General features: G+C 60.5%; 12 protein-coding genes and 5 tRNA genes. 12 read left to right on the top strand and 5 right to left on the bottom strand.

The window, feature by feature from the left end; all coding sequences use genetic code 11:
* Position 1: 1 nt before the first annotated feature.
* Positions 2-889: an ATP-binding protein gene (locus L6D64_RS13775; protein ID WP_176507659.1), complete on the top strand. Its 888-nt coding sequence runs from the start codon at positions 2-4 to the stop codon at positions 887-889.
* Positions 890-891: 2 nt separating this feature from the next.
* Positions 892-1374, top strand: coding sequence for a GAF domain-containing protein (locus L6D64_RS13770; RefSeq protein ID WP_176507658.1), 483 nt, complete (start codon positions 892-894; stop codon positions 1372-1374).
* A 110-nt stretch (positions 1375-1484) separates the two neighbouring features.
* Here L6D64_RS13770 and L6D64_RS13765 read toward each other — a convergent pair whose 3' ends face one another.
* Positions 1485-2252 carry a hypothetical protein gene (locus tag L6D64_RS13765; protein ID WP_176507657.1) on the bottom strand — a complete coding sequence of 256 codons (768 nt, stop codon included), beginning with the start codon at positions 2250-2252 and terminating at the stop codon, positions 1485-1487.
* 337 nt (positions 2253-2589) lie between these two features.
* Between L6D64_RS13765 and L6D64_RS13760 the strand changes: the two genes are divergently transcribed.
* The 5 genes from L6D64_RS13760 to L6D64_RS13740 all read left to right on the top strand — a co-directional run bounded on the left by L6D64_RS13760 (position 2590) and on the right by L6D64_RS13740 (position 3152).
* A tRNA-Glu gene (locus L6D64_RS13760) sits at positions 2590-2665 on the top strand.
* A gap of 2 nt (positions 2666-2667) precedes the next feature.
* A tRNA-Gly gene (locus tag L6D64_RS13755) sits at positions 2668-2743 on the top strand.
* Positions 2744-2835: 92 nt separating this feature from the next.
* Positions 2836-2911, top strand: a tRNA-Glu gene (locus tag L6D64_RS13750).
* A gap of 3 nt (positions 2912-2914) precedes the next feature.
* Positions 2915-2990 (top strand) — tRNA-Gly (locus tag L6D64_RS13745).
* Between the two features lie 86 nt (positions 2991-3076).
* A tRNA-Gly gene (locus L6D64_RS13740) sits at positions 3077-3152 on the top strand.
* A gap of 48 nt (positions 3153-3200) precedes the next feature.
* On the opposite strand, the gene L6D64_RS13735 is transcribed toward L6D64_RS13740, so the two are convergent.
* From L6D64_RS13735 to L6D64_RS13720, 4 genes are all read right to left on the bottom strand, one after another.
* The gene (locus L6D64_RS13735; RefSeq protein ID WP_236192467.1) at positions 3201-4694 is read right to left on the bottom strand and encodes a hypothetical protein; all 1494 of its coding nucleotides are present in this window, start codon (positions 4692-4694) and stop codon (positions 3201-3203) included.
* 56 nt (positions 4695-4750) lie between these two features.
* Positions 4751-6943 carry an autotransporter outer membrane beta-barrel domain-containing protein gene (locus L6D64_RS13730; protein ID WP_176507656.1) on the bottom strand — a complete coding sequence of 731 codons (2193 nt, stop codon included), beginning with the start codon at positions 6941-6943 and terminating at the stop codon, positions 4751-4753.
* A 187-nt stretch (positions 6944-7130) separates the two neighbouring features.
* A complete protein-coding gene (locus L6D64_RS13725; RefSeq protein ID WP_176507655.1) occupies positions 7131-9137 on the bottom strand; it encodes a hypothetical protein in 2007 nt (668 codons plus the stop codon).
* 132 nt (positions 9138-9269) lie between these two features.
* Positions 9270-14183, bottom strand: coding sequence for an RHS repeat domain-containing protein (locus L6D64_RS13720; protein ID WP_176507654.1), 4914 nt, complete (start codon positions 14181-14183; stop codon positions 9270-9272).
* A gap of 202 nt (positions 14184-14385) precedes the next feature.
* Here L6D64_RS13720 and L6D64_RS13715 point away from each other — a divergent pair, with 202 nt between their 5' ends.
* From L6D64_RS13715 to L6D64_RS13695, 5 genes are read left to right on the top strand one after another with little or no spacing between them, the layout of a single operon-like run.
* A complete protein-coding gene (locus L6D64_RS13715) occupies positions 14386-16191 on the top strand; it encodes a hypothetical protein (RefSeq protein WP_176507653.1) in 1806 nt (601 codons plus the stop codon).
* A gap of 26 nt (positions 16192-16217) precedes the next feature.
* Positions 16218-18677, top strand: a complete 2460-nt coding sequence (locus L6D64_RS13710; RefSeq protein ID WP_176507652.1) for a hypothetical protein — start codon at positions 16218-16220, stop codon at positions 18675-18677.
* Between the two features lie 56 nt (positions 18678-18733).
* Positions 18734-21169, top strand: coding sequence for a hypothetical protein (locus L6D64_RS13705; RefSeq protein ID WP_176507651.1), 2436 nt, complete (start codon positions 18734-18736; stop codon positions 21167-21169).
* A 4-nt stretch (positions 21170-21173) separates the two neighbouring features.
* On the top strand, positions 21174-24059 hold the full coding sequence (locus L6D64_RS13700; RefSeq protein WP_176507650.1) for a hypothetical protein: 2886 nt from the start codon (positions 21174-21176) through the stop codon (positions 24057-24059).
* A gap of 11 nt (positions 24060-24070) precedes the next feature.
* On the top strand, positions 24071-24574 hold the full coding sequence (locus L6D64_RS13695; RefSeq protein WP_176507649.1) for a hypothetical protein: 504 nt from the start codon (positions 24071-24073) through the stop codon (positions 24572-24574).
* Positions 24575-24576: the final 2 nt, after the last annotated feature.

Below are 24576 nucleotides of genomic sequence, written 5' to 3'. Positions count from 1 at the left end.
CATGGACGCTCGCTTGAATGCTTTCCTGGAACGCGCGGAATCGGTGCTGGCGCGTCTCGAACCTTTGTTGCCGGCGCCACGCCCGGAAATCGACTGGAACACCACCCTGGCGGCGCGCTGGCAGCGCGATGGCCGCACGGGCTACCTGATGCCGCTGGAAGTCAGCCTGGACATCCGCCTGAGCGACCTGATCGGTGTCGACAAGCAACGCGACCAGCTGGGCCGCAACACCCACCAGTTCATCAACGGCATGCCGGCCAACCACGCCTTGCTGTGGGGCTCGCGTGGCACCGGCAAATCGTCGCTGGTACGTGCCCTGCTGGCCGAGCATGCGGGCGCCGGCCTGCGCCTGATCGAAATCGAGCGCGACCACCTGGCCGACCTGCCGCGGGTCGTCGAGCAGCTGCAGAAGCTGCCGCAACGCTTCATCCTGTTCTGCGATGACCTCTCGTTCGAAGCCGGGGAGGGCGACTACCGGGTGCTCAAGAGCGTGCTCGACGGCTCGCTGGAGCAGGCACCGGACAACGTGCTGCTGTACGCGACGTCCAACCGCCGCCACCTGGTGCCGGAAAAGCAGAGCGACAACGAAAACTGGAAAATGGTCGACGGCGAGCTGCACCCCAACGAAGCTGTGGAGGACAAGATCGCCCTGTCCGACCGTTTCGGTCTGTGGCTGTCGTTCTATCCGTTCAGCCAGGAGCACTTCCTCGACGTGGTCGAACACTGGATCGGCCAGCTGGCCCGCCCTGCCGGCCTGGCCTGGCAGCGTGACGAAGCCCTGGACATTCTCGCCGTGCGCTGGGCAACCGGGCGCGGCAACCGTAATGGCCGTTGTGCCTATCAGTTCGCCCGCTACTGGGTCGGGCTGCAATTGCTGGAGCAAAAGTAAACATGATCGACCTCAATGCCAGTGGCACCGGCCTCGACGGCTACAACCTGCTGGCCGCGCAAGTACAGGCGCTGTTTGCCGACGAGCGCGACTTCATCGCCAATGCCGCGCAGTTTTCGGCGTTTCTCTACCACCAGGTGGATGACCTGAACTGGGCCGGGTTCTACCTCAACCGCAACGAGGAACTGGTGCTCGGCCCGTTCCAGGGCCAGGTGGCCTGTGTGCGCATTCCATTCAGCAAGGGTGTGTGCGGCGCGGCTGCAGCCACCCGGCAGACCCAGCGGGTCGAGGACGTGCATGCGTTCCCGGGGCATATTGCCTGCGACAGCGCGTCCAACAGCGAGCTGGTGATTCCGCTGGTGAAGGACGGGCGGTTGATTGGTGTGCTGGACCTGGACAGCCCGAAACTGGCGCGTTTCAGTGAGGCGGATCAGGTGGGGCTGGAACGGTTGGCGGCGATCTTTCTGCAGCTGACCGACTGCTGATGTTGCGTTGCCTGTACCGGCCCCATCGCGGCTGAAGCCGCGCCTACAAGGACCGCGCGATCGCCGTAGGAGCGGCTTCAGCCGCGAAGAGGCCGGTACAGGTCAAAGGATCAGTCGTAGATCACGCGCTTCTTCCAGGTCTCTTCGTCATCGGTCTTGAGCCCCTGGGTCAGTTCGTTCTGCTCGTTCTCCGCCGGTTCCATCTTGTCCAGCACCTGGGCATTGGCCCGCGCCAGCAGTTTCTCCAGATAGGTCAGCTGCTCTTCATACATTTTCGGTTCCGGCTGCTTGCGCAGGTATTGCACGCCGCGTTCGAAAGCCAGGCGCGCCTGGCCAGGCTGCTCCTGCTGCAGGGCCTGCTGGCCAAGGTTGTTGAAGAACTCTATGTGCAGCAGCACCAGCATGTGGCGGATTTCTCTGACCCAGTGCTTGCCTTCGTTGGTCTGCAGGACGTTTTCCTGGGTGCCTTTGACGATCTGGGTGTGCAGGGCTTCCAGCAAGAAGCGCACATCCTTGGCCTTGGCCTCGGTCTGGATCGGGCAGGGCGGGTTATTCACCGGAATGCGCTCGCCTTGGGCAATCAGCCCTTCGAGTTCGGCGACGCGTGCCTTTAGTTGCGCATTGTGCTTGTCCAGCGCCAGTTGCCGCTGGTTGAGGTTCAGCTCCAGGCGTGCCAGCAGCAGCTTGAGCGCCGGGGTCATGAACTGGCCCGGGAAGGTCTCGGTGATTTCGCCGCAGCGGCGCACCCGGTCGGCGAGTTCGACTTTCAGTCGCGCGCGTTCAAGCTTGCTGTTTTCGACCACGTTGTTGAGGTAGCCGATCACGATCAGCAACGCGATACCCGCCACGATGAGCAGAGTGATCAGAAGTGGTGTCACCGTTAACGCCTCATCAAGAAGTTTTACTTAATAGAGTGTAGTGGTAGCGGCCGCTACCGCGAAGGGACCGACGTGGCCGCCTTGCTGCACTTTGTCGGCCGAGCGCCGCTTTCCTCAAGTGATGGCACTTTGCGACGACTGCGCCAGGAAAGCAACGCCAATCCTTCGGCGTCGCCTGGCGGCACCGTCTATATGGACCGAAGTCATTGATTTAAATAAATTTCTACAAAGGGGTTGACGACCCTTTCAAGCATCCATAGAATGCGCGCCACTTGCAGCGTAAAGCACACAGCGAAACGCGGCAGGGAGTGAAAGCAGGCAGCAATGCCAGCAGCGTGTCCCCTTCGTCTAGTGGCCTAGGACACCGCCCTTTCACGGCGGTAACAGGGGTTCGAGTCCCCTAGGGGACGCCAATGCGGGAATAGCTCAGTTGGTAGAGCACGACCTTGCCAAGGTCGGGGTCGCGAGTTCGAGTCTCGTTTCCCGCTCCAGATTCTCCGGCAACGCTTGACGGCGGGGCAGGAAATAAAAATCCAGTCTGAATCGTGAGGTTCAGGTGCTGGTGCACTGAAAAGTGTTGTGTGTCCCCTTCGTCTAGTGGCCTAGGACACCGCCCTTTCACGGCGGTAACAGGGGTTCGAGTCCCCTAGGGGACGCCAAATGCGGGAATAGCTCAGTTGGTAGAGCACGACCTTGCCAAGGTCGGGGTCGCGAGTTCGAGTCTCGTTTCCCGCTCCAGTTTAAATACTGTGGCGTTCGCACGGTGCAGTGGTGGTGAAGGTCGTCAAGGCGCTTCACGCCGATTAGCGGTAAAGCTTCACATTGCGGGAATAGCTCAGTTGGTAGAGCACGACCTTGCCAAGGTCGGGGTCGCGAGTTCGAGTCTCGTTTCCCGCTCCAGATACAGAAAACGCCACTCTTTCGAGTGGCGTTTTTTTTTGCCCTGCGCTATGCCTTGTCTTCCAGCTGGGCTGCCGCATCGGGGAATGGCAACCAGCTCACCTTGTCGTCGAACGTCACTTCGACCGATACCCGGAACTGATAGTTGATCGCCAGCTTCAACAGATCGGTTTTCGCCACTGTACCCAGCACCATCATGCCTGCCTCGGTGGGCACCTTCAGCCCGGTGGCGATGGGCAAGGTGATCTCGACCGAAGGATTGCGGCGGTCCACGCCTTCGATCCAGGCGTTTACGTACTGCGAGGTATGACGGAACGACCAGTCGTCCAGGGTGAAAGTGGCGTGATCGCCCATGCTGCGCAGGTTCAGCGCACCGTTGCGGATATCGCTGCACTGCACGATGGGCAGGCCTTCGATTCTGCGCACCGTCACGTAATGCGAAGGGGAAGGGGGGACGTCAGGTTTGTCGATCTGGTAATACAGCTCTGCGCGGCTGTTCATGTGCGGCGGAATATGTACGCGAGGGATCAGGTATTCACGTGCGCCCGGTGTGATCGGCGTGCTGGTGGAGTAACCGCCGAGCGTGCCAGGCTCGCCCCAGAAAATGGTGACGGTTTCATTCGGCCTGATATCCGCATCGTCCGGGATGACAAATGTCACGCCACTGGTCGCCTTGGCGGGGTCAAGGGTGCTGAAGTAATCACTGCCAAGCGCCTCCTTGATGCGTGGCGGTGGCAATTCGCGCGGTGGCGGGGAAGGGTCCGCCATCAACGAGCGAGCCAGGGCACGTTGAGGGGCGGTGCCGGCCCGGTCTTGCACTTCGTAACGGACGAAGCGCACGCCGTTTCCGGCCTGCCGAATGAAATTGCCCGGGAAGATGAGTTCGATCGGCTTACTGATACTTTGCGTGCCCCGCGTTTCGATGTGCTCCTGGGTCAAGGTCATCATGTCGACCATCTGCTGGCCGACAGGGTCGTCGCTGAAAAACCACTTCACGACGTCGCCGGGCTCCGCACCCAGGATTGGCGGGACTGTGCCGACAAGCTCATCATCGTTGGCCTTGAGGTACTCCTCGGTGACGCCTTCGCGAATCACGTACTCGGGAAGCCCCAGGCGATCATCATCCGGGTCGAGCATTGGCGGCGTCTTGTCGATGTAGATATCCAGCGGCCGCGAAGTCGCAAGGTTATCGGTATAGATCACCACCTCGTAGTGCAGTCGGTGCGGGCCTTCAATCAACTTGTCGACCGGCACCATGATAAATAGCTCTTCAGGCCGGATGGGTTGGCTGAAGGTCTTCTTCTCGACCAATTGATCATTCCAGTAGAGGGAAAGATACTCGTCCTCAATTTCCGGGTGCGAGTTTGCCCACTGCTTGAACTCTACCCTCAGGGGCAGGTAGGTTGCCCGGAATTCGACCGTGTTGGATCTTCCCCCTTCGACATCGGGCACCAGCTTTGGCACGGTCGGGGGAATGAGGAGGGCGGTGTCCAGCTCTGGGACTGGAACGCTGGGGCTAGCGGAATGCTTGTTGCTGGTCATGAACGTTCTCCATCACTCATGAAAAAAGGGAAGGCACGTGGCCTTCCCTTGTGTGTCTACCAGTTGTAACGGGCGCCGATACTCACGCCCCAGGGTTGTTCCAGCTTGCTGCCGTGGCTGTAGTCGAAGTCGGCGTGAGCCTGCCACTTGTCGCTCCAGGCGACCGCCACCCCGGCACCGATCTCCCCGCGTGAACCGGACAGGTTGCTGCCAAAGCGGTTGTCGTTGACTTTCACCTGGTTGTCGTTGACGAACTCATGAACCGCCGCCACCCGCAAGTAGGGCTGTACGCTACGGCCTGAACCGGCGCTGAAGGTGCGCCCGACCGTGGTGCCAACCTTGCCCAGAAGCGAGTGGGTCTTTTCGCTGTCGGCGTGCATACCGTTGTCCAGGCTGTAATCCTTGCCCTGGACCACGAGCCCGGACAGCTGAGCGAACGGTTCGAGGAACCAGTCATCGGCCAGCAGCAGATGGCGCCCGGCTTCCAGCGACACGCCGGCGCCCAGGTTGCGGTAGTCGCCCTTGGCCTTGCTGCCATCGCTCAGGCGCACGTCGGCCTGGTTGCGGAACTGGTTGATGCGCGCCACGGTGTCGATGTAGTAACCGCTGTCGGCGTCGAGCCAGGTGGCGTAGGCACCGGCATGGTAGCTGTCGACGCTGGCCGACGCGCCGCGGGTGAGGTTCAGGTCGGAATGGCTGTAGCCGGCCGTGATGCCTACCAGCCAGTTGCCATCGCCCGCTGCCAGGGGCGTATCGGCGCCGATCGACAGGCCTTGTTGCTGTTGCTGGTAAGCCGCGCCGGAGGCCGCCGAAACGTTGTACTGGTTGCCGTAGCTGCGCACCCAGCCACCGGCCTTGCCAGGGTTGCGGCGCACGTCGCCCATGCGGTTGCGCAACACGCCGAGTTCGCCGTACCAGATGGTGGGCGCGACGTTGGCCAATGCCATCACCGTTTGAGTGCCGGGGCTGACCGTGCGGGTGGTCGCGTCCAGGTACCAGTCGTTGCCGCCGCGTTGCACCAGGTCGTAGGAATAGGCGCCCAGGTCGACAGGGCCGCCCTGCAGCGAGAATTGCGCATCGCCAGCGGCGCTGTGTACCACGTGCAGGCTGTTGTCCGCCGCTGGCTCGCTGCCGCTGGCGCTGATCAGCAGCTGGTGGTCGCCGCTGGCGCTGCCGGTTACATTGAGGAAGTCGGCCTGTGCAGTGCTGAAGTCGGCCTCCATGATGAAGGTGCCGTTACCGGCGAGGTTGGCCACGGAGAGGGTGAAGAATTCCCCAGGCCCACCGAAGCGCACGGCACCGTGATCCAGGGTCAGGTCGGTCACCTGGCTGTTTTCGACCAGGGTCCATTCGCTACCACTGCTGAGACCCAGGCTGGCGACATTGTCCAGCCGGCCCTTCAGGGTGGCGAAGTTGTCCAGCAGCACGTTGGCGCTACCGCCGCTGGCGACGACGATATCGCCGACCAGGTGGCTGTCGTTGACCCGCAGGGTGGCAGAGGCATCGTCCGCCACTTGCAGCAGCACACCGCTGCCAGCGTTCAGGCGTCCCCCGTTGAGCACATCGATCTGCGCCGATGCCGGCGCACCGGCACCGCGGCCGACGGCGATCGCCGGCCCGTTGCGCCCCTCGATCAGGCTGTTGTCGACCACCAGCGTGGATCCGCGCCCGTTGTCATCGAGTATGCGCGCGCCATAGTTGCCGCCGCTGACGGTGCTGCCATCCCTGGCAACCAGGGTGCCGGATAGCAGGCGTACGCCCTCGCTGCTGTCACCGCTGCCCCACAGCTCGCTGCGCTGCAGTTCGGCAGCGCTGGCATTGATGGTTGCGCCCTGCGTGCCACCTTCGATCACGCTGTGACGGATGATGGCGCTTGCGCCGTTGCCAGCGCCTGCCGCATTCAGCGCCAGGCCACGGGTGTTGCTGCGGATGGTGGAGCCTTGCACGGTGGCACTGGCGCCAATCAGCGCCAGGCCATTGGCATTGGTTTCGGCGGTGACCCGGCTGTCTGTCAGGTTCACCGTGGCGCCTGCCTCGGCGGCGATCTGAAAGGTTGTCGCGCCGGTGGCGGTCAGCACAGCCGGGCCGTATACCCGGAAGCTGTCCGGCGTACTGTTGGCATCGAGCTGGGTATCGTCGTGGATGGGGTTTTCCGCATAGGCAGCACTGGCAAAAAGCAGTGGGCCGGCCAGCATGAGCTGAGCAGGTCGTGAACATTGACGAAGGGTATGAAGAAGGCGAATTGGCATGAGGGTAACCTCCAAACGAACATTTGCTGTAAGGCCCTTCCCTTTTTGATGAGAGAAGGATCTCGATACCGCGAGGTTAGGCGCGCCAATTCGCAATAAATGTAGGAAAACCCCTACTTAATTAAGCGAAAATTCTTGCTTTGCCGGACGGCAGCGGCCCTGGCTGCAGGCCGCTGCTGGTAGTGGCTTATGGCATGTTCAAGTCACAGGAGCCCCCCGTGCTCTGGTCGGAAATATTGATTCTGTTTGTAGTGGGGTCGGAAACAATATCCGTCGGCATCTCGATGACGTAGCTCACCTCTGCGCGTCCGCCCGTCGGCGCAACGCCAAAGATCGGCTGGATGTGCACGTCGTAGGGCTCGACCCGCCAGACAAAGCCGTTGTTGATCTGCTCCGCGCTCAACATCACCGGTTCTGACTTCTCGAGCCCGGGAATCAGGTTGCCGCCTGACGTGGCGTCATACACCACCCAGGTCAGCCGCATCGTGGTGTTCGGCGGGACATTGAAGCGGCTGCAGGGCGGTACCTGGACCCTGATCGCCGGGGCCGCACCGGGGTTGGCGGGGTCCCAGATCGAGGCACAACTCAGCCAGCCGCGGTCTGTCACGCCGAGGAACTCAAGATCGTCGGGGGTCATGTCGATGGCCGACACCGCCACGAACTTGATAATCGACTCTTGCTCGTTGCGCGGCTCGACCCCGCTGTGAACGGCGTAATGCACGGGCAACGCCGGGTTGTTGCCCGCATCCTGGATATAGTCCCAAGGTATCGTGACGGTCTTCTCGGTGCCGGGCACCTGATCGACAATCCATTGTGCCTCGGTCACCCGCGTGCCGCCCCAGTAGAAATCCACCACCAGGCCGTCGACCGCGCCTTCGAAAACCTCGAAGGTCAGGGAGGCCTCCTGCCCACGGTCGGCCGGGATGATTGCGTCTGTCTGGCCAGTGAAACTGATGATTTGTGGGGCGAGCATCTTGTCGTTGACCGGGTCCGGCCAGCCGTCGTCCGGGTCAGGGCGTTCTGGGCCGACCACGGAAAAGTCGACAGCGAAGTTGTCGGCTGCAGGGCCATAGGCGGCTTCGCCACGCAGGACCTGATAACTGACCGGGGTAGATACCACGCCGGTAGCCTTGCCATACTCGTCACGCAGGACTTCATCGGGCACGCGGATCGGGATAGGGAATCCGCGTGAACCTACCTGTTCCTTGTCAAGCGGCCTGGAGCCCCACTTGACCGCGATCCGGTCTCCGTGCTGGTGATTGTCGTAAACATCGACCTCCACGAATACCGCCTTGGTTTGTGCGTCTGCCAGGCTTAGCACACCGTCATCTTGCGCGAGTGGTACCCTTGGCAGCTGCAGGGCAGCGGGCTCGTCGGTCAGCACCACATCGACCGTGGCCGGCAAGCGGATGCGGCTGCGGTTGAATGCTTTGTCGAACAGGTAGTAGACGATGTAGAACCTGCCATCGCCCAAGGGCGTGACTACATCTGCCGGCAGGGTGATCTTGAGGTCGTCAGGGACCGCCCCCACGGCGACCGGGTTTTCGTAGTCCGCGTCCTCCTCGGGCCACTCCTTCAGATAGAAAAGCTGGAAGTTGTCGCCCGCTACCTTGTCCGGATAGGCCGGAATTTCCAGCTCTATGCCGCCTTTGGCGGTCAGGTAGTCCTTGTTGATGATGCCTGTGACGGGGAGCACCGGGATCAGCGGGGGGGCCGGCTCATCACCCCAAGGTGCAACGCTGTCGCAGATCAATTCGATCGGCTTTGAGAGAAAACGGTTGGGCAAATGGTCATAAAGCTCGTAGCGAATCCACAGTTTGCCGTTGCGTGGAATGGACTGTTGGGGGAACGACAGTTCGAGCGGAAACATGTCGGACGTCAGCGGGTAGTCGAAACGTTCGACAGGCCCTATGGCCGTGTAAGCGCCCTCTGCACCGGTCAAGGCAAACTGAAGCTGCAGTGTCACGTAATCCCCAGGATCCTCGGGTAGAAACGGCCATTCGGGGATTTCGACAATCAGGTCGCTTTTCAAACAGTCTTTGTGCAATGTGCCGTCATTGCGGTCGACAATGCCCTGGACGTCGGGCTCGGTCAATTCAGCCCGTGCCGCTTTGGTAAGGGCATCTTGTAACTTCAGATACTTGCGCCGGGATTTAGTGAGTCTGTCGGAACCAGGAAAGTTTAGTGCTTTCATGTGTGCTCTCCAGTTACAAAATCTACATTGTGGTCAGCAGCGCTTGATACCGCTTTTTTTAGCGGTGATTGTGTAATCACGATTGAGTTTGTATGTCGCTTTTGCTTGTATGGGGTGAGTGGATTGAACTCACTAGATTCTTGTGGATGTACTTGGACCGGGGTGGGGTTGTCTGAACTGGTTTAGCCATGCAAGTCTGCTGGGTAATGGGGAGGGAGCTGGATAGGCTCCTCTCCACATGTTTATCGATGAGAGTCCACTGGCCGCTGCGGTTGTTGCAGACAGCGTCGCGTTGAACGTGCTGGTGACGACGGGTCCCGCCGCAGACTGTGCCAATACATACATGCCAACGCGCGATAGCGCTTTCGTAACTGAACCTACGAGATGCCCAATCGCGCCCCCCGCCACCCCTACAAGAGCACCTGCATAGTTCAGAATTGCCCCAATATTGCTCCGCGTTTCATGGCCTGAAAGGATCGCTTCCGTTTGTACCACCGTGCCGCCAACCGAAAGCGTGGCCGCAGCGATCCCCGAGGCCAGTTTGATGCCGGTGGCCAGCGATACCGCAGCAATCGCCGATACCCCTGCTGAAATTGCCGCACCTGTACCCGCCAGGCCACCGCCGGCGGCACTCCAGGCGGCCGCCATCGCTGGCGCTGCCACACCCGCGGTCATTACGATGGCTGCCACCGAGGCAACGGCTGCAATGAGAATGCCGACGCTCAGGCCGATCCAGCCCATCACGCCCAGAACGACACGCGGTGTGAACTGTTTCACTCTCAGGTCGTCCAGGGACCGGCTCTGTCCGCTATAACCAATACTGTAATGCCCGGTCGGGTCGCGGTAGATCGCCGGGTTGTTGTCGCCATAGGCGTAGTAATTCAGCCCCCCTTCGCCAAACGGGCCGCCGGGATCTTCACTGTGGAAGCACTTCGTGCTCGGGTTGTAGAGGCGGGCACTGCCCAGCAGGTACAAGCCGCTGTCCGGGTCGAGGGCTTCGCCGTTGTAGCCCAGGTCACAGAGCAGCGGTTCGTCGGCGTGGCGCTGGCCATAGGCGGTGTAGCGAATGCCACGGGTGCTGCCGGCCTGGCTCTCGGCGATCACGCTGTGGCTGGCGCTGGTGTGCAGCAGCAGCGGCGATTGCGCACCGCTGCCTTTTTGCTGCTGCCCCAGCGGTTGCTCGCCGTGGTGCAGGTACAGGGTCTGCAGGCCGTCACGCACGGCCATGCGCAAACGCAGGCCGTCATGCAGCAGCAGCGTCCGCTTGCCGGCCTCGGGCCTGCTGACCAAGGTACCGTTGGCGTCGTAGCCGTAGGTATCGGTGGCGCCGGGGTTGTTCAGGCCCAGCAGCCGGTTCTGGCTGTCGTAGCGAAGCGTGCGGCCCAGCTCGTCGCGGGTCATGTTGCCATTGGCGTCGTAGCTGAACTCAGGGTCCGGTAGTGCGCGCGCGGGTGTGTACTTGATGCGCTGCAACTGGCAGGCGTCGCGGTCGGCGCGAACGAATTCGGCCCGTTCCGGCCGGGGCCCGCCCGTGAAGCTGGTGGTGATGAAGTGGATGTTGTTGTAGGCATCGAAGCTGAACACCTGCGAGGCAATACTGCGATCCAGCTCATCGCGGGGCAGGTCAGGGCCCGTGCAGGTGTACTTGTTCAGGCGCGCATGGTTGTCGTAACCGAAGACCTCGACCAGTCGCGACTTGCCGTCGACCTGCAGGGTGCGCTCGAGCAACAGTTCGTCCTCGCCCCAGCGGGTCTCCAGCGTGCGTTCCACTTGCCCGGCCTGGCGCCAGATGCGTCTGGCCTCATGGTCCTGGTCGTCATATTCGATCTCGGTTTGCAGCGACCGCTTGCCGGTCAGGTCATGGCTGGTGATGAATTGCACGCGACCCAGGTCATCGTATTCGAACTTTGCCTGCAGCTGCCCCTGAAGGGTGGAAGCCAAGCGGCCATGGGCGTCGTATTCGTGAGTGGTATCGACACCATTGGCTTCGCCGATGTGCGTCACGCGGTCCTGCAAGGTGCTGATATAGGTTCGGCTCCAGGTCTTGCCACTGTCCTTGTCATCCCAATGCTCGGCGATCACCTGGTTGGCCTTGTTGTAATCGAAACGCCGCTTGCCTTGCCCATTTTCGTTACTCAGCAAGCGCGCGCTGGTGGGGTCGTAGGCGAAGCGGGCCAGGTCCTCGGGCGCGGTACTGCTGATCGGCTCATCGGTCAGTTGCGGGTTATAGTCCAGCTCGATGGTTTCTCCGGCAGGGGTGATGCGCTGGCGCGGCATCGACTCACCGTCACGGAACACGAAGTACTGGATCCGGTCAGCGGTGGTGGCGCCGATCAGCCGGTTCAGGCCGTCATGGTACTGGGCACCGATCTGGCGGGCGGGCAGTTGCACATTGGCCGGGGTCACCACCAGTCTGGCTGGCAGGTTTTCGCTGGAATGTTCGGCGTAGGCAAGGCTGAGCAGGGTGTTGTTCGGCTGCCGGGTGGTGAGCATCCGGTCATGGGCGTCGTAGGTGAACCAAGTGGTGGTGTTGCGCTCATCGGTTTCGCTCAGCGTGCGCCCGAGGCCGTCATAGCTGTAGCGGCGTTCGCCCACGACTTCATCGAGGGCATCCAGGCGTTTGCGCAATACCGGTTTGTTGAAGCGGTTGAGCCAGGTCTCGGTCTTGCCGCTGATGGCCCGTGCCTCGCGGCTGAACCGCACGCGCCTGCCGTTGCGGTTGAGCAGGTGGGTACGCGCTTGCACGTCCCCGCCTTCGCGCCAGCTGTAGCGGATTGCGCCCTTGTGGGTGGCGTTGCCGATCGGGTCCAGCAGGTTGTGCTGTTCGACGCCGTCCGGGCCAATGCTGCAGCACTCCTCGCCCCAGTCGTCGTACAGCGTTCTGGTCGTCAGCTGGCGGTACTGCTTGCCTTCCAGCCAGTCGGTAACACGTTCCTCGATTCGGTTGCCGAAGGTGTCGTATTGAATGGCCAGGGTTTCGAACAAGCTGCCAGGCCTGGCCTCGAGGATGTTGTCGCGGCGTTCGATGACCGGCCTGCCGAGCCCGTCCAGTTCGGTTTCGGTGGTGATGCCGCGGGCGTTCTTGACGCGATAGTAGGCAGTGTGATCGTCGCTGGCACACAGCGCATAGGCGTAGGTTCGGCTGGCCGCGAACGGCGTATCGGGCGACAGCCATTCTTCCTTGACCCGGTGCAGGGCGTCGTATACCCATTGGCTGCGCACGCCGTTCTCATCGAGTTCATAAAGCTTCTCGCCATGCAACAGCGAGTGCCGTTGCACCGTCGTGCGCTGGGTGTCGTCAAAGCCCAACAGCGTCTTGCGGGTTTCCAGTACCTGATGCTGGGTGAATGGGTCGACCATCGCCTTGAACTGGTACTGCGTGGTGGTTTCCGTCTGGTTGCGCTTGAGCAGTTCCTGGTATCGGCGGCCATGCAGCAACGTGGAGCTTGGCGCGTCGATGTAGGCGTAGAACGTCTGCTCCAGCGGTTGTGCCGGGTTGCTCTCATCCACCAGGGTTTCACTGTGCTCGACAACCATGGGATTGAGTGTGAAGCCAGTGCCTGCCAGTGGTGCCAGCGCCCGGTATCGGTAATGACGTGTGAGGGTAGGCGCCTGCCCCTCACCGCCGCTGGCCGGGGTGGTGGTGCTGCTCTTGAGGTGGCGGACAAAACCATTGGCATCACCGGGGTAGCCTTCGTCTGCGTCGATACCATACCAACACTTGGTCTCGATCACGTCATTGGCCAGCTTGCGCCAGGTGATGTTGCCATGGCTGTCGTAGCGGGTTTCGACGGTCTCGAAGCGGCTGCGGGTGATATCGTCGGCCAACGACCAGCGAGTTTCCTCCTTGATGGGCAGCTGCAGGGTCGAGTCCTGATCGTAGAATTTCCCCTCCACCAGGTTGTAGGTGGTGGTGACCTCGTGAACGTTGTTGTTCTGCACAGTTTTGGTCGAGGTCAGCAGATGGAAGCGGTTGAAGGTGCGGGTGGTGCTGCGCAGTTCGGTGCCCTGCGCGTCACACAGGGTTTCGATACTCTGGTATTGGAAGTCGAACCTCGCCGACTCGTACAGGTTGTCCAGCCCATTGTCAGACCAGTCGACCCCGGCCCCATTACCCAGGAAGTTGTTCGTCCCCGGGTAGTCATAGCAGCGCTGGAACTTGGCCTGGCCACCGCGCGGCTCGATGACATGCCGGGTGACACGTGGCAGGTTCAGCGGCCTTGCGCTACCGGGGAACGGGTGGCCTTCGTCCTCGTAGTACAGGTACTCACGCGCCCCCGTGGGGGGCTCGACCTTGCTCACGCACAGCAGGCCGAGCATTTCTGTGTAGTCCAGGCGCCAACTGGCCAGCTCATCGGTCGGCAGTACGATCGATGTGACCCAGTCGGTATTGCTCAGGTTCATCGTATAAAGGGCAACGGGTTCGCCGTTGTCACCCTGATCAGGCCGTTCGCGCATCTCGATCCAACCATCTTTGCGTTCGATTTCCAGCAGGGTGCGATGCGCGTCTCTGATCAACCAGAGCATCTTGTAGTTCTGGTTGAACGATTTGTACGTGAGGTCAATCTTGTGCCCAGTGGCCGAGTAGACCTCCACCGGTAGCGCCATGCGCCCCTCGTCGCTGCCCATTTCTTGAAGGATTTCCACCAGGCCCGAACGGTGCACCACGCGGTAGCGCGCGTCGCCACCCGGCCCGGCAGGTTCCCTGTAGAAATGAAAGTGCGCCAGGCGTTGCTCGGACATCATCAGGCGTTTACCCGAATTGCCCGTCACTTTGAACGATTCACCGCGATGGGTGGTGATGACTTTGCTATGCGGGGAATATTGCGTGAGTGACAGGTTCCAGCCTCTGCCCCAACCCGAATCGAGGATATTGAGCGGATTGAAGTTCACGCTCAGCTCAAGGTCGGGCCCACAGAAGTAATTGGCAGACAATTCAGGAAGTTTGATCGACAAGGTGTACTGCCCGGTGCGGCTATCGACGCCGCTCTCCATGAAACTCATGAAGTTCAGGGCGTTGGAGTGCAACGAAGTTTCCGTACTCATCGTGAAGTTTCTCGTTCAGTGTTTGAATTGTACCGCTGGCTGCTTCCGCGGGATCAAAGCCACCTGCTTGCGAGCACGTCCCGACAATAAGTTAAGTTTGGCCTGCTGGCACCTGGTAGTTTTGCTAGGTGTCGGCGCACAGGCGCGGTGCTATATCTACGGTCACTTACTGTCTGGTCCCGTTAGCGGCGGAGATGAATACATGGACATGCCTGAGATCGAGCACCTTGATGAACGCACCAACTCGGTGGATTACGAGGCGTTAGGCGGCGCAGCATTGCAGACCTGGATTACCTATCCCGGTATCGACGTCGGCGATCAGATACTTATCAATTGGCGCGGTTGCAGGGCTGATAACACGGTCGATGACATATTTGTCCCACGCGAGGTCTTGAGCCTGGATCCCCAGCAGCGCTGGATGTTTTCGGTCGCTAACCCGCGCATCAGAGACTTGAGCGGTGGCCAGGTGTTCTACTCGTTCATGCGCCTAAATGCCGCTGGTAACCCTGTGGGTGACGAATCCAGGCGGCGGTTCTTTTATGTTGACCGGGCGGTTGAAGACAGTTGGACGTTAGCAGTAGCTCACCTGCAGGATGCACATGATGGCTTGATCGATGTCAGTGCGCTCAAGCCTGAGGGGGTAGTGCTGGCGACCGCTCCTTATGCCGCCATGGCCAGCGGCGACCAGGTTTTCCTGACCTGGGAGCCCTGGTACGACGAATTCGCGTCAGGCACGCCGATCGAACAGAAGTTCGAGGTGAAGGCGTCAGACCTCGGGCAGCCGCTGCAATGGCATCTGGAACTGGGCGATATCTATAACTATTTGTATGGCTTCGCCTTTTTGTACTATCGCATCGAATTCGCCGATGGCGGCAGCAGCCGGTCGCCGGTGCAGCGTTTCGATATTGTCTGGCCCGAGCCGACCGATCCGCAACCCGCCCCATTGCTGGCGGCACCACGGATCGCCGGGCATACGGGAAGCACGCTCGATCCGGATGACGACGCCTATCGCGATGGCCTGTGGCTGGAGGTCGAAGCCTATGCGGAACTGGCGCTGGGCGACTCGCTGGTGCTCTATGCCATAGGGCCAGAGGTCACGCTGCGCAGCCTGCGCGTTGATGTCAGCTCGCTGGACAGCGAGCGCCTGGCTTTTCACCTGGAGCGTGAATGGCTGCAGAGCGAGGTCAACCGCGGCAAGCGAATCGTGTTCAGCTATGAGTTCGCGCGCCAAGGTGTGAGCAGGCGTTCGCAGGTACTGGAAGTGGTCTTGCAGCGCAAGCTGCACCTCCCTCTACCGGTAATCAAGCATGTCAGGAAGGAGCAGGGGGACGAGGCGCATCAGGGCTGGGTCCACGCGCTCAACCTGACCGCTGGCGCCGAAGTGCGAATTCCTGCGGAAGCGGAACTCGGTGACGGCGAGCTGCCTGCGCCGCAAGTGAACCTGCACTGGGAAGGCCATGGCAGTACCGGTGCAGTCATCATCCCGCGGCCAATCTCTGGCGACCGTCACCTGTTCAAGGTGCCGCGCTCGGCCATGGCCGCCAATCTGGGCAGGCGTTTGTGGGTGTACTACTCGGTCACCCGTACAGGCGAAATACCGCGCACGTCAGAGAAGTTCGAGCTGCGGGTAGTCGATTTCGATAATGACAACTACCCCTTTGTCCAGGTGCAGGGCAAAGAGGACGGAAAATTATCATTGAGCAAGGTCCCGGCCAGTGGTGCCGTGTGCACCCTGGATCCGTGGACGTTCATGGCACCCGGTCAGTTGCTGGGCATCGAGGTGCAAGGGACGTCGAAAGCGGACAAGCCCGTCAGTCAGATCTTGCGTCCGCTCAAAACCGAAGTGTCAGAGGACGAATATTACGACGGTATCGAGGCCACGCTTCCCAAAGAGTTTCTCAAAGGCCTGAAGTTGAACGTGCCGTTTAGATTGATCGCATCTGCAAGTTTCGACGATGGCGAAACGTGGCGGGATTTCCGTTCGGTGGATACTGATCTGGTTTCTTGATAATACATTCAAGCGTGAGGTGGCTCATGTCGGGTAATTCAAAACAGGTCGTGCTGGACGTATTAAAGTCCGACGACTGGATGCTGGGGCGCGATTTGGTTTTTTTCATCCAGAAAGACAAGTCCGATACCTTGTTGACCCAGGAATATATACGGCGTTTCAACACGCAGTCGTACCTGCCCCCTGTCAACGGTGAAACGCCGCCGGACAATGGTTACAAGGTCTATATGCAGAACTTTATTCTGGACCATCCACGTTTGTCATTTGACAATGTCGATATCACCAGTTCGCGGGCCAGTTTGCGCATGACTGTGCTCGGCGGCAATCAGGTAGGCCTGAAGCAAGTCGGCGGCTATTGGTACCCGCAGCGTATCGATCGAATAGAGCCGTTGGTCGGTCCCGAGTTGCGCTTGCGGCTCGAACTGTCCGATGTGCCTGGGTATGTGGCTGACGACGGATCGCTGACGCTGGATCTGCGCAACAGTGACGACTTTGTGTTGACCTTCTCTGACTCCACGCGCATTCGCACGCTGGGAGGCGATTTCTTCAAGGCGCTGTTCAGGGCGCTGCCTGATGAGAAGCGCATCTGGTCGTTCGGCCGTATCGAACACGGCGATGATGATTTGCTGCGACCTGAATCGTTCCTGCTGCGCACCCAGCGTAATCCTGCGGTCGGCAAGGCGCCGCTGGAAAACACCGACGAGGTCGTGGACGGCGCGTTGGTAGGGCTGGTCAGCATGGTTGCCAGTACCGGGGGGCAGGACCTGCCAGGCCCGGAATACCCTTACCTTATTCCCGATGACAGTGACGATTATTCGGCGACCGTACTGCTTGAGCGTTACCGAGTCGCGCTGGCAACCGTGGTCAAAGGTCTCCCGCGGCAGTATTTCAAGAACCTTGAACTGAAGATCGAGCGTGAGGATAACGGTGATCTTACCGCGACTGCAGTGTCGGGCGAGCTCCTCGTTCAGGATGACCGATATATCGACAGTTATGAGGAGGAGAACGACCGCGGCAGTGTTCATTGTGAGGCGCATGTTCGTACGGTCACCGCGGAGCTGCCGGTCAAGGACCTGCTGAAGTTTCGTGTATCAAAGGATCGAGTGTTCATGGAGCTGATAGCCGATCAAGTAGCTCACGTGGTTTTTGAAAACTACGTCGAAATCAGCGCCACGCCGCATCCCTGGCTCTGGGGGAAATCGTTGATTGGCTACTGGACCTGCGACGTTCGCTTGATCATCCAAGGGGAATGGACCACAGAAGACATTCAAGGCGCTACCTTGAAGCTGGAGCACTTCAAGAGCGATGTATACTCCCTCGGTAATCTGAAAAAAATATGGGGGGCGCCGGTTGAGGACGCTGAAAAAACCTTGAGCGCAAAGCATGCGATCTGGGGTTTCAGCGTTTTTTTCAATGCATTTCGCAACAATGTCACCACCAAGGGTGCCTTCCTCTCGTTAAGAGCCGCGCTGGCCAAGGACCTTCGAACCGACCTGTACATGCGTGATGTGATCGAACAGACCATCAAGCTGAATTTCGGCGGCGCGATACTCAGTGATGAACAACACCTGCCGCGTGACATCGCCTGTTTCGGCAAGGTCGCTCCACGGCTGACCACGTTCACTGCCACACCACTGGAAGAAATGGTGATCCATGGTGGCAAGTTGCAGCTTGCCACGGTCCCAGCGCAAGCCGACGTGAACTGGACGGTCGAGCGGATAGAGGGTTCGACAGATGAGACAGGAGGGTTCCACCAGGACATCAAGGGCCTGTACCTGGCGCCTGGCGCCACAGGCATCCGCGGTGAATTTACCCGGGTGCGTGTCACTGCCACGGATGAGCGCACAGGGTTTGCCAGTTCGGCCTTGCTGACCGTGGTCAAGAACGCCCTGCAGATCAGCCCGTTGCTGGAGGTCTGCCAGGTGGGCGACGCCGGCGTCAACCTCAAGGCCGACTGTATCGACCCAGGTGAACTGCACTGGCGCATCCTCGGTTCGCAGCCCTTTGGCACGTTGACGCACAAGACGGGCACGGCCAACACCTACGTTCCTGGTGGGGACCTGGCCGACAGGTCGTTCATCGTCGAAGAGATAGAGGTGCGCAACAGCCTGACCGGTGAAAGCCGCAACCTCTGCCTCGTTACCCAGATGATCGGCAAACGTCCCGCTGATGTGCTGGTGGACCAGCGCGATGTCGAGCAAGGCAAGGTGTGGCTGTCGATCACCGCCGGTGGCCAGGTGGGTATCAGCGAGTTGTCGGTGGTGCATGGCCCAGGTCGGATCGCCTCGGATGAAACCGGCAAGCCCTACTACCAGGCCGCCACCGAAAGCCCCGCGCATTTCTGCGTGGTCCGTGCCTTCTGGGTGCCCATACCTGATTTTCCGTTCAACTTCGAGGGCTTCATCGTGCTGCCGCTGCCACTGGGCGAGCACACCAGGGCCTACCAGGACCTTGAGCAGGCGGCGCTAAGGGCAACGCGCAGGTAATCGCCCGGCGTCACACACCAATACCTTTCAGCACATCAGTTGAGCGGGGCCACATCATGCCTACCCATTATTCCTCGGCCATCACAGCCTGGATGAAGCAAAACCGTAGCCATCTGAACTGGGACCTGACGTTCGCCACACGTCCCGAGCCGATCAATGACCTGGTTGCATTGGCGCATTACAGCCACGAGGACAGCGCCTTGGGCGACATCGAAGGTGAAGTCGCCCTGCCCAATTCCGATGTCACCCATATCCTCACCGGTTACCGCATGGGGGCGCCGTCCCTGGTGGAACTGCAAGCGAACTATACGTCGCCCAAGGTCCGGCAGAGCATCGCCCTGGAAGGCGGGACCCATCTGGTCATGGACAAGACCGAAGGGCTGCTTGGCCTGTCGGTGCATGATCTGCTCGACCCGTTGCGGGTGACCCAGACATTGCCGCTGACGGCCGATGCCCAAGGGGTGCGCGCCGACCTGCGCGAAGGCACGGACACCGAACTGGACCTGGGCGGCGGCTTGCCGCAGCGGCTGGCCGCCGGGCGCCTATTCAAGGATGTGGTCAGTAGCTTGGGCAGCGCCCGGCAGGTTTACCCGTTGGTGGATTTTCAGGGGCTGTCCGCCAACCCTTACCTGCAAGTCCGTCATAGTGAAGTGCGCACCCACGTCAGCAAGGCCAGTGGCAAGCCTGCGCTGGTGGTATTCGCGGGTGTGAACAATGGCCCTTTGGGCAACTTTCCCGGCGAACAGTCCGATTACCCGTTCCTGCTCCCCGATGACCTGGCGCAACCTGTCGACAGTACACTGCTGCTGACGACACGCTTCCTGCATCGTGCCGCCTATGCCACCGGCCTGGCGCAGATGCTCGAGGGTGGGGCGTTCGATGCCCGCTTTGATCTGGACAAGACCTTGCAACGGCTGGACGCCAAGGCCGGCCGTTTGCAGGTGCACCCCAGCACGTATGAGAGCAACAACTATAAGTTCTCGTGCGAGGCATTCGACATTGCCGTGGGGGCCGGGGCGCCGCTTGACACCGAGGGTAGCCAGCCCATGGCCACCGGCAATGGCCAGACCTGCTGCTGCGCCTGCTGCACGGGTGCCGCGGTCGATGAACAGGCGACGGCACCCCTGGCGGATTTCCAGTCACCGCTCAGTGTCACCTTCGAGCATGATGAAGTCCGCCAGCACTGGAAGTCCTACTGCACGCTGAGGCTGAGTTACAAAGCCAAGCCCGAGGGCGCCTGGCAAGCCCACACGGCGACCTTCCAGTTCGACCTGCAGACCGCGTTCACGCTGAATGAACCTGTATCGCCCGAGGAAAGCGCTGGCTGCATGCTGCTGGGCCAGGTTTTGTGGCCGTGGCAACAGGCGGCCGAGGTGACCCCGGTCAGCGGCTTGCCAACCGACATGCTGCCGGCAGTGCGCGAGGAAATCTGTGCGTTTGTCGCCTTCGTCATCAAACAGGCGGTGCTCGAAGGCCTGGCCAGGCAGCTGACCGCGATGATCCCGGAACAGGTGATGGCAGGCCTGTCGTTGGCAGGCGGAGAACGCCTGCTGCCGTTCCACTTCCAGCTACCCGATGGCATGGCCATGTTCGCCAGGGGCCATGGCGCCGCCGGTATGCGGATTGTCGATCGGCCGATGCTGCTTCAACCGGCGCAGCGGCACACGTTCAGCGTCGAGCCACACCGCGAAGGGTTGGTGTGGTCGCGCGAGGCGCTGCCGGGTACCGTCGGTGACCTTGGCCGGATCGACCCGGTCAGCGGTGAGTACCGCGCACCCCCCGCGCACGCCATGCTGGGTGAGCCTGTGCGGCTCCAGATCATCGCCACCGATCCGCTTACCGGTCAGCGCAGCACCAGCATGGCCACTGTGTCGCCCGCAAGCTTGACGGCCAATCCGTTGATCCAGGTCTGTTACTTCGAGGACAGCCTGACCTTTACCGCGGGCACGCTGGTCGGTGCCCTCGTCTGGTCGGTGGTCGATGAAGGTGAACCCGGGCGGGGCTCGGTCACGCCCCACGGCGATGGCAGGGGTTGCACCTACACCGCAGGTGCCAAGCTTGAAGACAACGTGACCTACCTGCTCGACGAAGTCAGGGTGCGCAACACGGTGACCGGCGAGTCGCGCTCTATCCATGTGCTGGTACGCCAGCGCCGGCCTGAACTGGTGATCGAAGTCGAGCAGCTGCCGGATGGCGACCTGCAGTTGCGCGGGCGGGTCTATGGCCAGGTCATGCCTGATACCCAGTGGAAGTTGCCAATCGAAGGTACCGGGGAGATCGACGAAAGCACAGGCCGATACTCCGCGGCATCCGCGCACAGCGATGCGCGCTTCGCGCTGATCACTGCCAAATGGGCACTACCGGATACGCCCTTCATTTTCGAAGGCCATCTGAGCCTGCTGCTGCCCTTGTCCCTGCACTTCGATGCTGCGCGTCGCGCTGCCCACCCGGCAGGGCTGCGGGTGGCCAAATCACCATCGTTTGGAGGTTGAAGTCATGTCCAATTCACTGGAAGAACTGCGCGAAATCATGCGCAAGGGCTCTGTGACCCTGGGCTGGGGTGCAGTCGCGGCCTACAGCCGGCACCGGCTCAACCGCTTGCTGGAGCAGCAATACCTGGCGCGCCTTGAAGACAACAACTACCTCCCGCCGTTCAGCTACACGTTGATTCGCGCGGGGGTGGACGAGGCCGTGATCGTTCAGGGGCTGGAATTCGGCTCGCCCTTGCTGTCATTCAGCAATGCTTCGATTAGCAACTCCAAGGCTGTTTTGACGTTGAACATCATCAAAGGAACGGTGCGCAACAGCAGCCGGCTGGTCGGCAGCTTCGAGATCACCGAGGCGCTGAATTACTGGCTGCAGATGGAGGTCGACCTGGAAACCGTGCGCGGAGAGGTCGACCCCTATGGCCGCATTGCGCTCAACCTGGCCAGAGGCGCGACATTCAGCAGCAACCTGTTCGGCAATGAAGCTGACCTCAACACGCAACTGGTCAAGGCACTGGAAGCCTGGATGGTTGAAATGCCTGCCCGTTGCGCCATGTTCGAACTGGGTACCGTGGACTTCAGGGGTTATGGCCCGCTGACACCGACGCAATTCACGTTGCGCACCCAGGCGGCAGCCGGTGCGAGAATACGTGATGCGAACAACTACGGGGACGGTGCGGTACTGGTGTTCATGGAGTTGCGTGGCAAGCCGGGCAAAGGTCAGCTGCCTGACGACAGATACCTCTACCTGGTGCCCGATGGTGACTACTCGGCGACACTGGTGCTGAACCAGGACCTGCTTGGCCACGCCTCCGAGGATGGACTGGAGCTGCTCGCCCGGCTGTTGTTCCCTGACCTCAATGCCTTTATCAAGAAAGACGACGTTACAGAGGTGGACCGGGCCATCTTCGGCAACATCGACCCGTTGCGTACCAGCCTGACGGTGAAGCCGGCCAAGGGCGCCGTGGTGGTCGCGGGCAAGACGCAGCAGTTCGTACTGCACGATGGCAATGACCAGCCGATCCAGGCCAGCGCCTGGTCGGTGCTCAATCCGCAAAGCCACGATAACGCAGGCCATGGTTCGATCGATGCCAAGGGTCTGTACACAGCCCCTTCAGCCGAAGAAATGGGCCAGGACCTGCTGACGATCATCGTTCACGCTGAATACGTGGAAAAGGGTCAGACATATCGCGGCGTCGCCCGCGCACAGGTGATTTCCCAGGAAGTACTGGCGATGCCCGCCGTGGGCACCTATCGCCCGCAGCAAAGTGCGAACGGGGTCGAGTTGTGGAATGCAGGCAAAGGTTCGGCCTCGTTCGAAATGCAGGGGCAGCAACTGGGCGAGATTGCCCGGCTGGGTAACGGGCGATCGCGGTTCGTGCCGCATCAGCGAGTTGGCCGACGAATCATGGGCGTACAGCAACTGCGGGCCAGTACTGTCGAAAAGGGCCATAGCGCGCTTGTGCTCGTGCATAACCAGCCACTGGTTTCGCTCGACCCGCCCTTCGTGCCGAAGCTTGGCTTCGGTGTTGCTACCCAGCTGAGCGAAGTGAACCGGATCATGCCCAATGCAAGCAGGCGCTGGCGGATGCTGGCCGGGCCGGGCAGCGTCTCGCCGTCGGGCCAGTTCACCGCTTCCGGGCTCAATGTGCCACAACCCAACGTGGTGGCCTGTGAAGTGGTGCGCAATGGTGTGGTGTTCGCCGCCGGTTACAGCGTGGTCAAAGAGACCCAGGTGCGGGCACTGAACAGTTGGACGACGGTGAATCGTTTCGACATCACCGTCGGCAAGAGCCCAGAAGGCACGCGCGGCGCGGTGACGTCCAATGGCTTCCAGCAACTGGAAGTCGAGATCACCGTGACAACCGATCAAGAGGATGGCAAGGATTACAAGTTGAGCCCAACGGAGATTGCGAGCTTGACGCTGTTCGACCGGTCGGGGCAGAAGATTGCCGGCCTGTGTGATAACGAGGAAGGGATTGGCTCGGTATTTGGCAACGTGTGGCGCACCAGCCGGGCGCCAAACCGTTTCGTCTTGGCCAATGAAGGGGTCATGAGGCCCGATGAGCGGGCGGCGCAGCCTGCAGCGGAACGTGGCGTGGAGGACCGTACCATTCGCGAGAGCTTATACCTGCACCGGCGCGGAGTCTCCGGCTCGCAAGTGTTCTATGCGGGTTTCCAGGCGGCGAGCGGGACGTGGTTCTACTCCAATAGCACCGAGCATAGAAATGGCACCATCGAGGTCCAGGTCATTACACCACTACCTTATAAGACTGCGGATTACACGTTGGTCCGCAAGCGTGTGGCCGGGGGCGGCGGGAGTTCAGGCGGGGCTGATCCGGAGCATGAAGATTTTGACCTGCATCCGGTGACCGATGATTACTGGTTGCTCGACTACACCAAAGGGACGTTCTACACCGCGGAATTCGTCAAGGCCAAGGAAAGTGACAGTGACGGTGGTGTCAATGCGTCGATGGTGCGTTGGGAAAGTCCGTATGTTTGGGAGAACTTCCATAGCTACACCGGCTACCTCTTTCAGAACCATGGTGAGGCCGAGCCGGAGCGCGTTTCGTTCGACCCGGCAATTGCCAAGGTTTTCGAAGGGTTGAACTATGAGCGGTCGGTGGCCAATGAATATGAAGCAGGGTTATTGGTCATCGCCAACTTCCGCAATATGAATCGCTACCTCGGCGATGTTCGCGAGATGGAAGAATTCAAGAAAATGTCCAAGCCATTGCGCGTGCAGTTGCGCGATGAAAAGGGCAATGTGCATCTGCTGCAAATAGATTATTTGTCTGCTGACACCATCGGCGACCGCAATGTGCTGGTACACAGTGTGCCCTCGCGACCGTCGGCCAGTGCTGGCTCGATTGTCCGCCTGAATGACAAAGAGTGAGGAACTTGCGCATGAAACTTCATATGATGATGAGCCTGCTGGCGTGTTCGCTGGTCGCCTGCAGCACCACGCTTACAGCCAATGCAGGAACTCTGCCGATGTCCGGAGGCACGATCGAATTTGCACAAAAAATGGAACAGCCGGAGCACCCGAGTGGCAAGATGTGTACCATCACGCTACCCAAGCCGACGACGGATGGAAGTACGAAATACTATAAGATGACGGACGTCGGTTGTGGGGATAATGTGGCCACCTTCTTTAAATTCAATAACGTTCCTTCGACGACAGTCGTAAGGCTGTCTTCCGAAAAAGACTGTAGTGCAGGGGACTGGCGGTTCCAACTGCAAGCAATTAAAAACCCGTCTAGCACCTCCTGGGTCAATATCAAAACCCTGAGGGGGGCGGAAGTAAACAAGGTCGTGGTCCCGGGGATGCTCCTGCTCGCCGACGAATATGATCATGGCAACATCGAAGGCAAACTTTCCTGCGTGTCGGTAACGCCGGCAAAGCTCTGACC

Source organism: Pseudomonas urethralis (genome assembly GCF_021602465.1).
Classification (GTDB): Bacteria; Pseudomonadota; Gammaproteobacteria; order Pseudomonadales; family Pseudomonadaceae; genus Aquipseudomonas; species Aquipseudomonas vlassakiae.
Note: the sequence above shows the minus strand (reverse complement) of the source record. Positions and strands in the feature narration are given on the sequence as shown.

Bases quoted from the DNA above. Each gene is read 5' to 3' on its own strand.
- L6D64_RS13725 (WP_176507655.1), bottom strand. From the start codon at position 9,137: ATGAAAGCACTAAACTTTCCTGGTTCCGACAGACTCACTAAATCCCGG.
- L6D64_RS13720 (WP_176507654.1), bottom strand. From the start codon at position 14,183: ATGAGTACGGAAACTTCGTTGCACTCCAACGCCCTGAACTTCATGAGT.
- L6D64_RS13770 (WP_176507658.1), top strand. From the start codon at position 892: ATGATCGACCTCAATGCCAGTGGCACCGGCCTCGACGGCTACAACCTG.
- L6D64_RS13715 (WP_176507653.1), top strand. From the start codon at position 14,386: ATGGACATGCCTGAGATCGAGCACCTTGATGAACGCACCAACTCGGTG.
- L6D64_RS13705 (WP_176507651.1), top strand. From the start codon at position 18,734: ATGCCTACCCATTATTCCTCGGCCATCACAGCCTGGATGAAGCAAAAC.
- L6D64_RS13730 (WP_176507656.1), bottom strand. From the start codon at position 6,943: ATGCCAATTCGCCTTCTTCATACCCTTCGTCAATGTTCACGACCTGCT.
- L6D64_RS13775 (WP_176507659.1), top strand. From the start codon at position 2: ATGGACGCTCGCTTGAATGCTTTCCTGGAACGCGCGGAATCGGTGCTG.
- L6D64_RS13700 (WP_176507650.1), top strand. From the start codon at position 21,174: ATGTCCAATTCACTGGAAGAACTGCGCGAAATCATGCGCAAGGGCTCT.
- L6D64_RS13710 (WP_176507652.1), top strand. From the start codon at position 16,218: ATGTCGGGTAATTCAAAACAGGTCGTGCTGGACGTATTAAAGTCCGAC.
- L6D64_RS13695 (WP_176507649.1), top strand. From the start codon at position 24,071: ATGAAACTTCATATGATGATGAGCCTGCTGGCGTGTTCGCTGGTCGCC.
- L6D64_RS13735 (WP_236192467.1), bottom strand. From the start codon at position 4,694: ATGACCAGCAACAAGCATTCCGCTAGCCCCAGCGTTCCAGTCCCAGAG.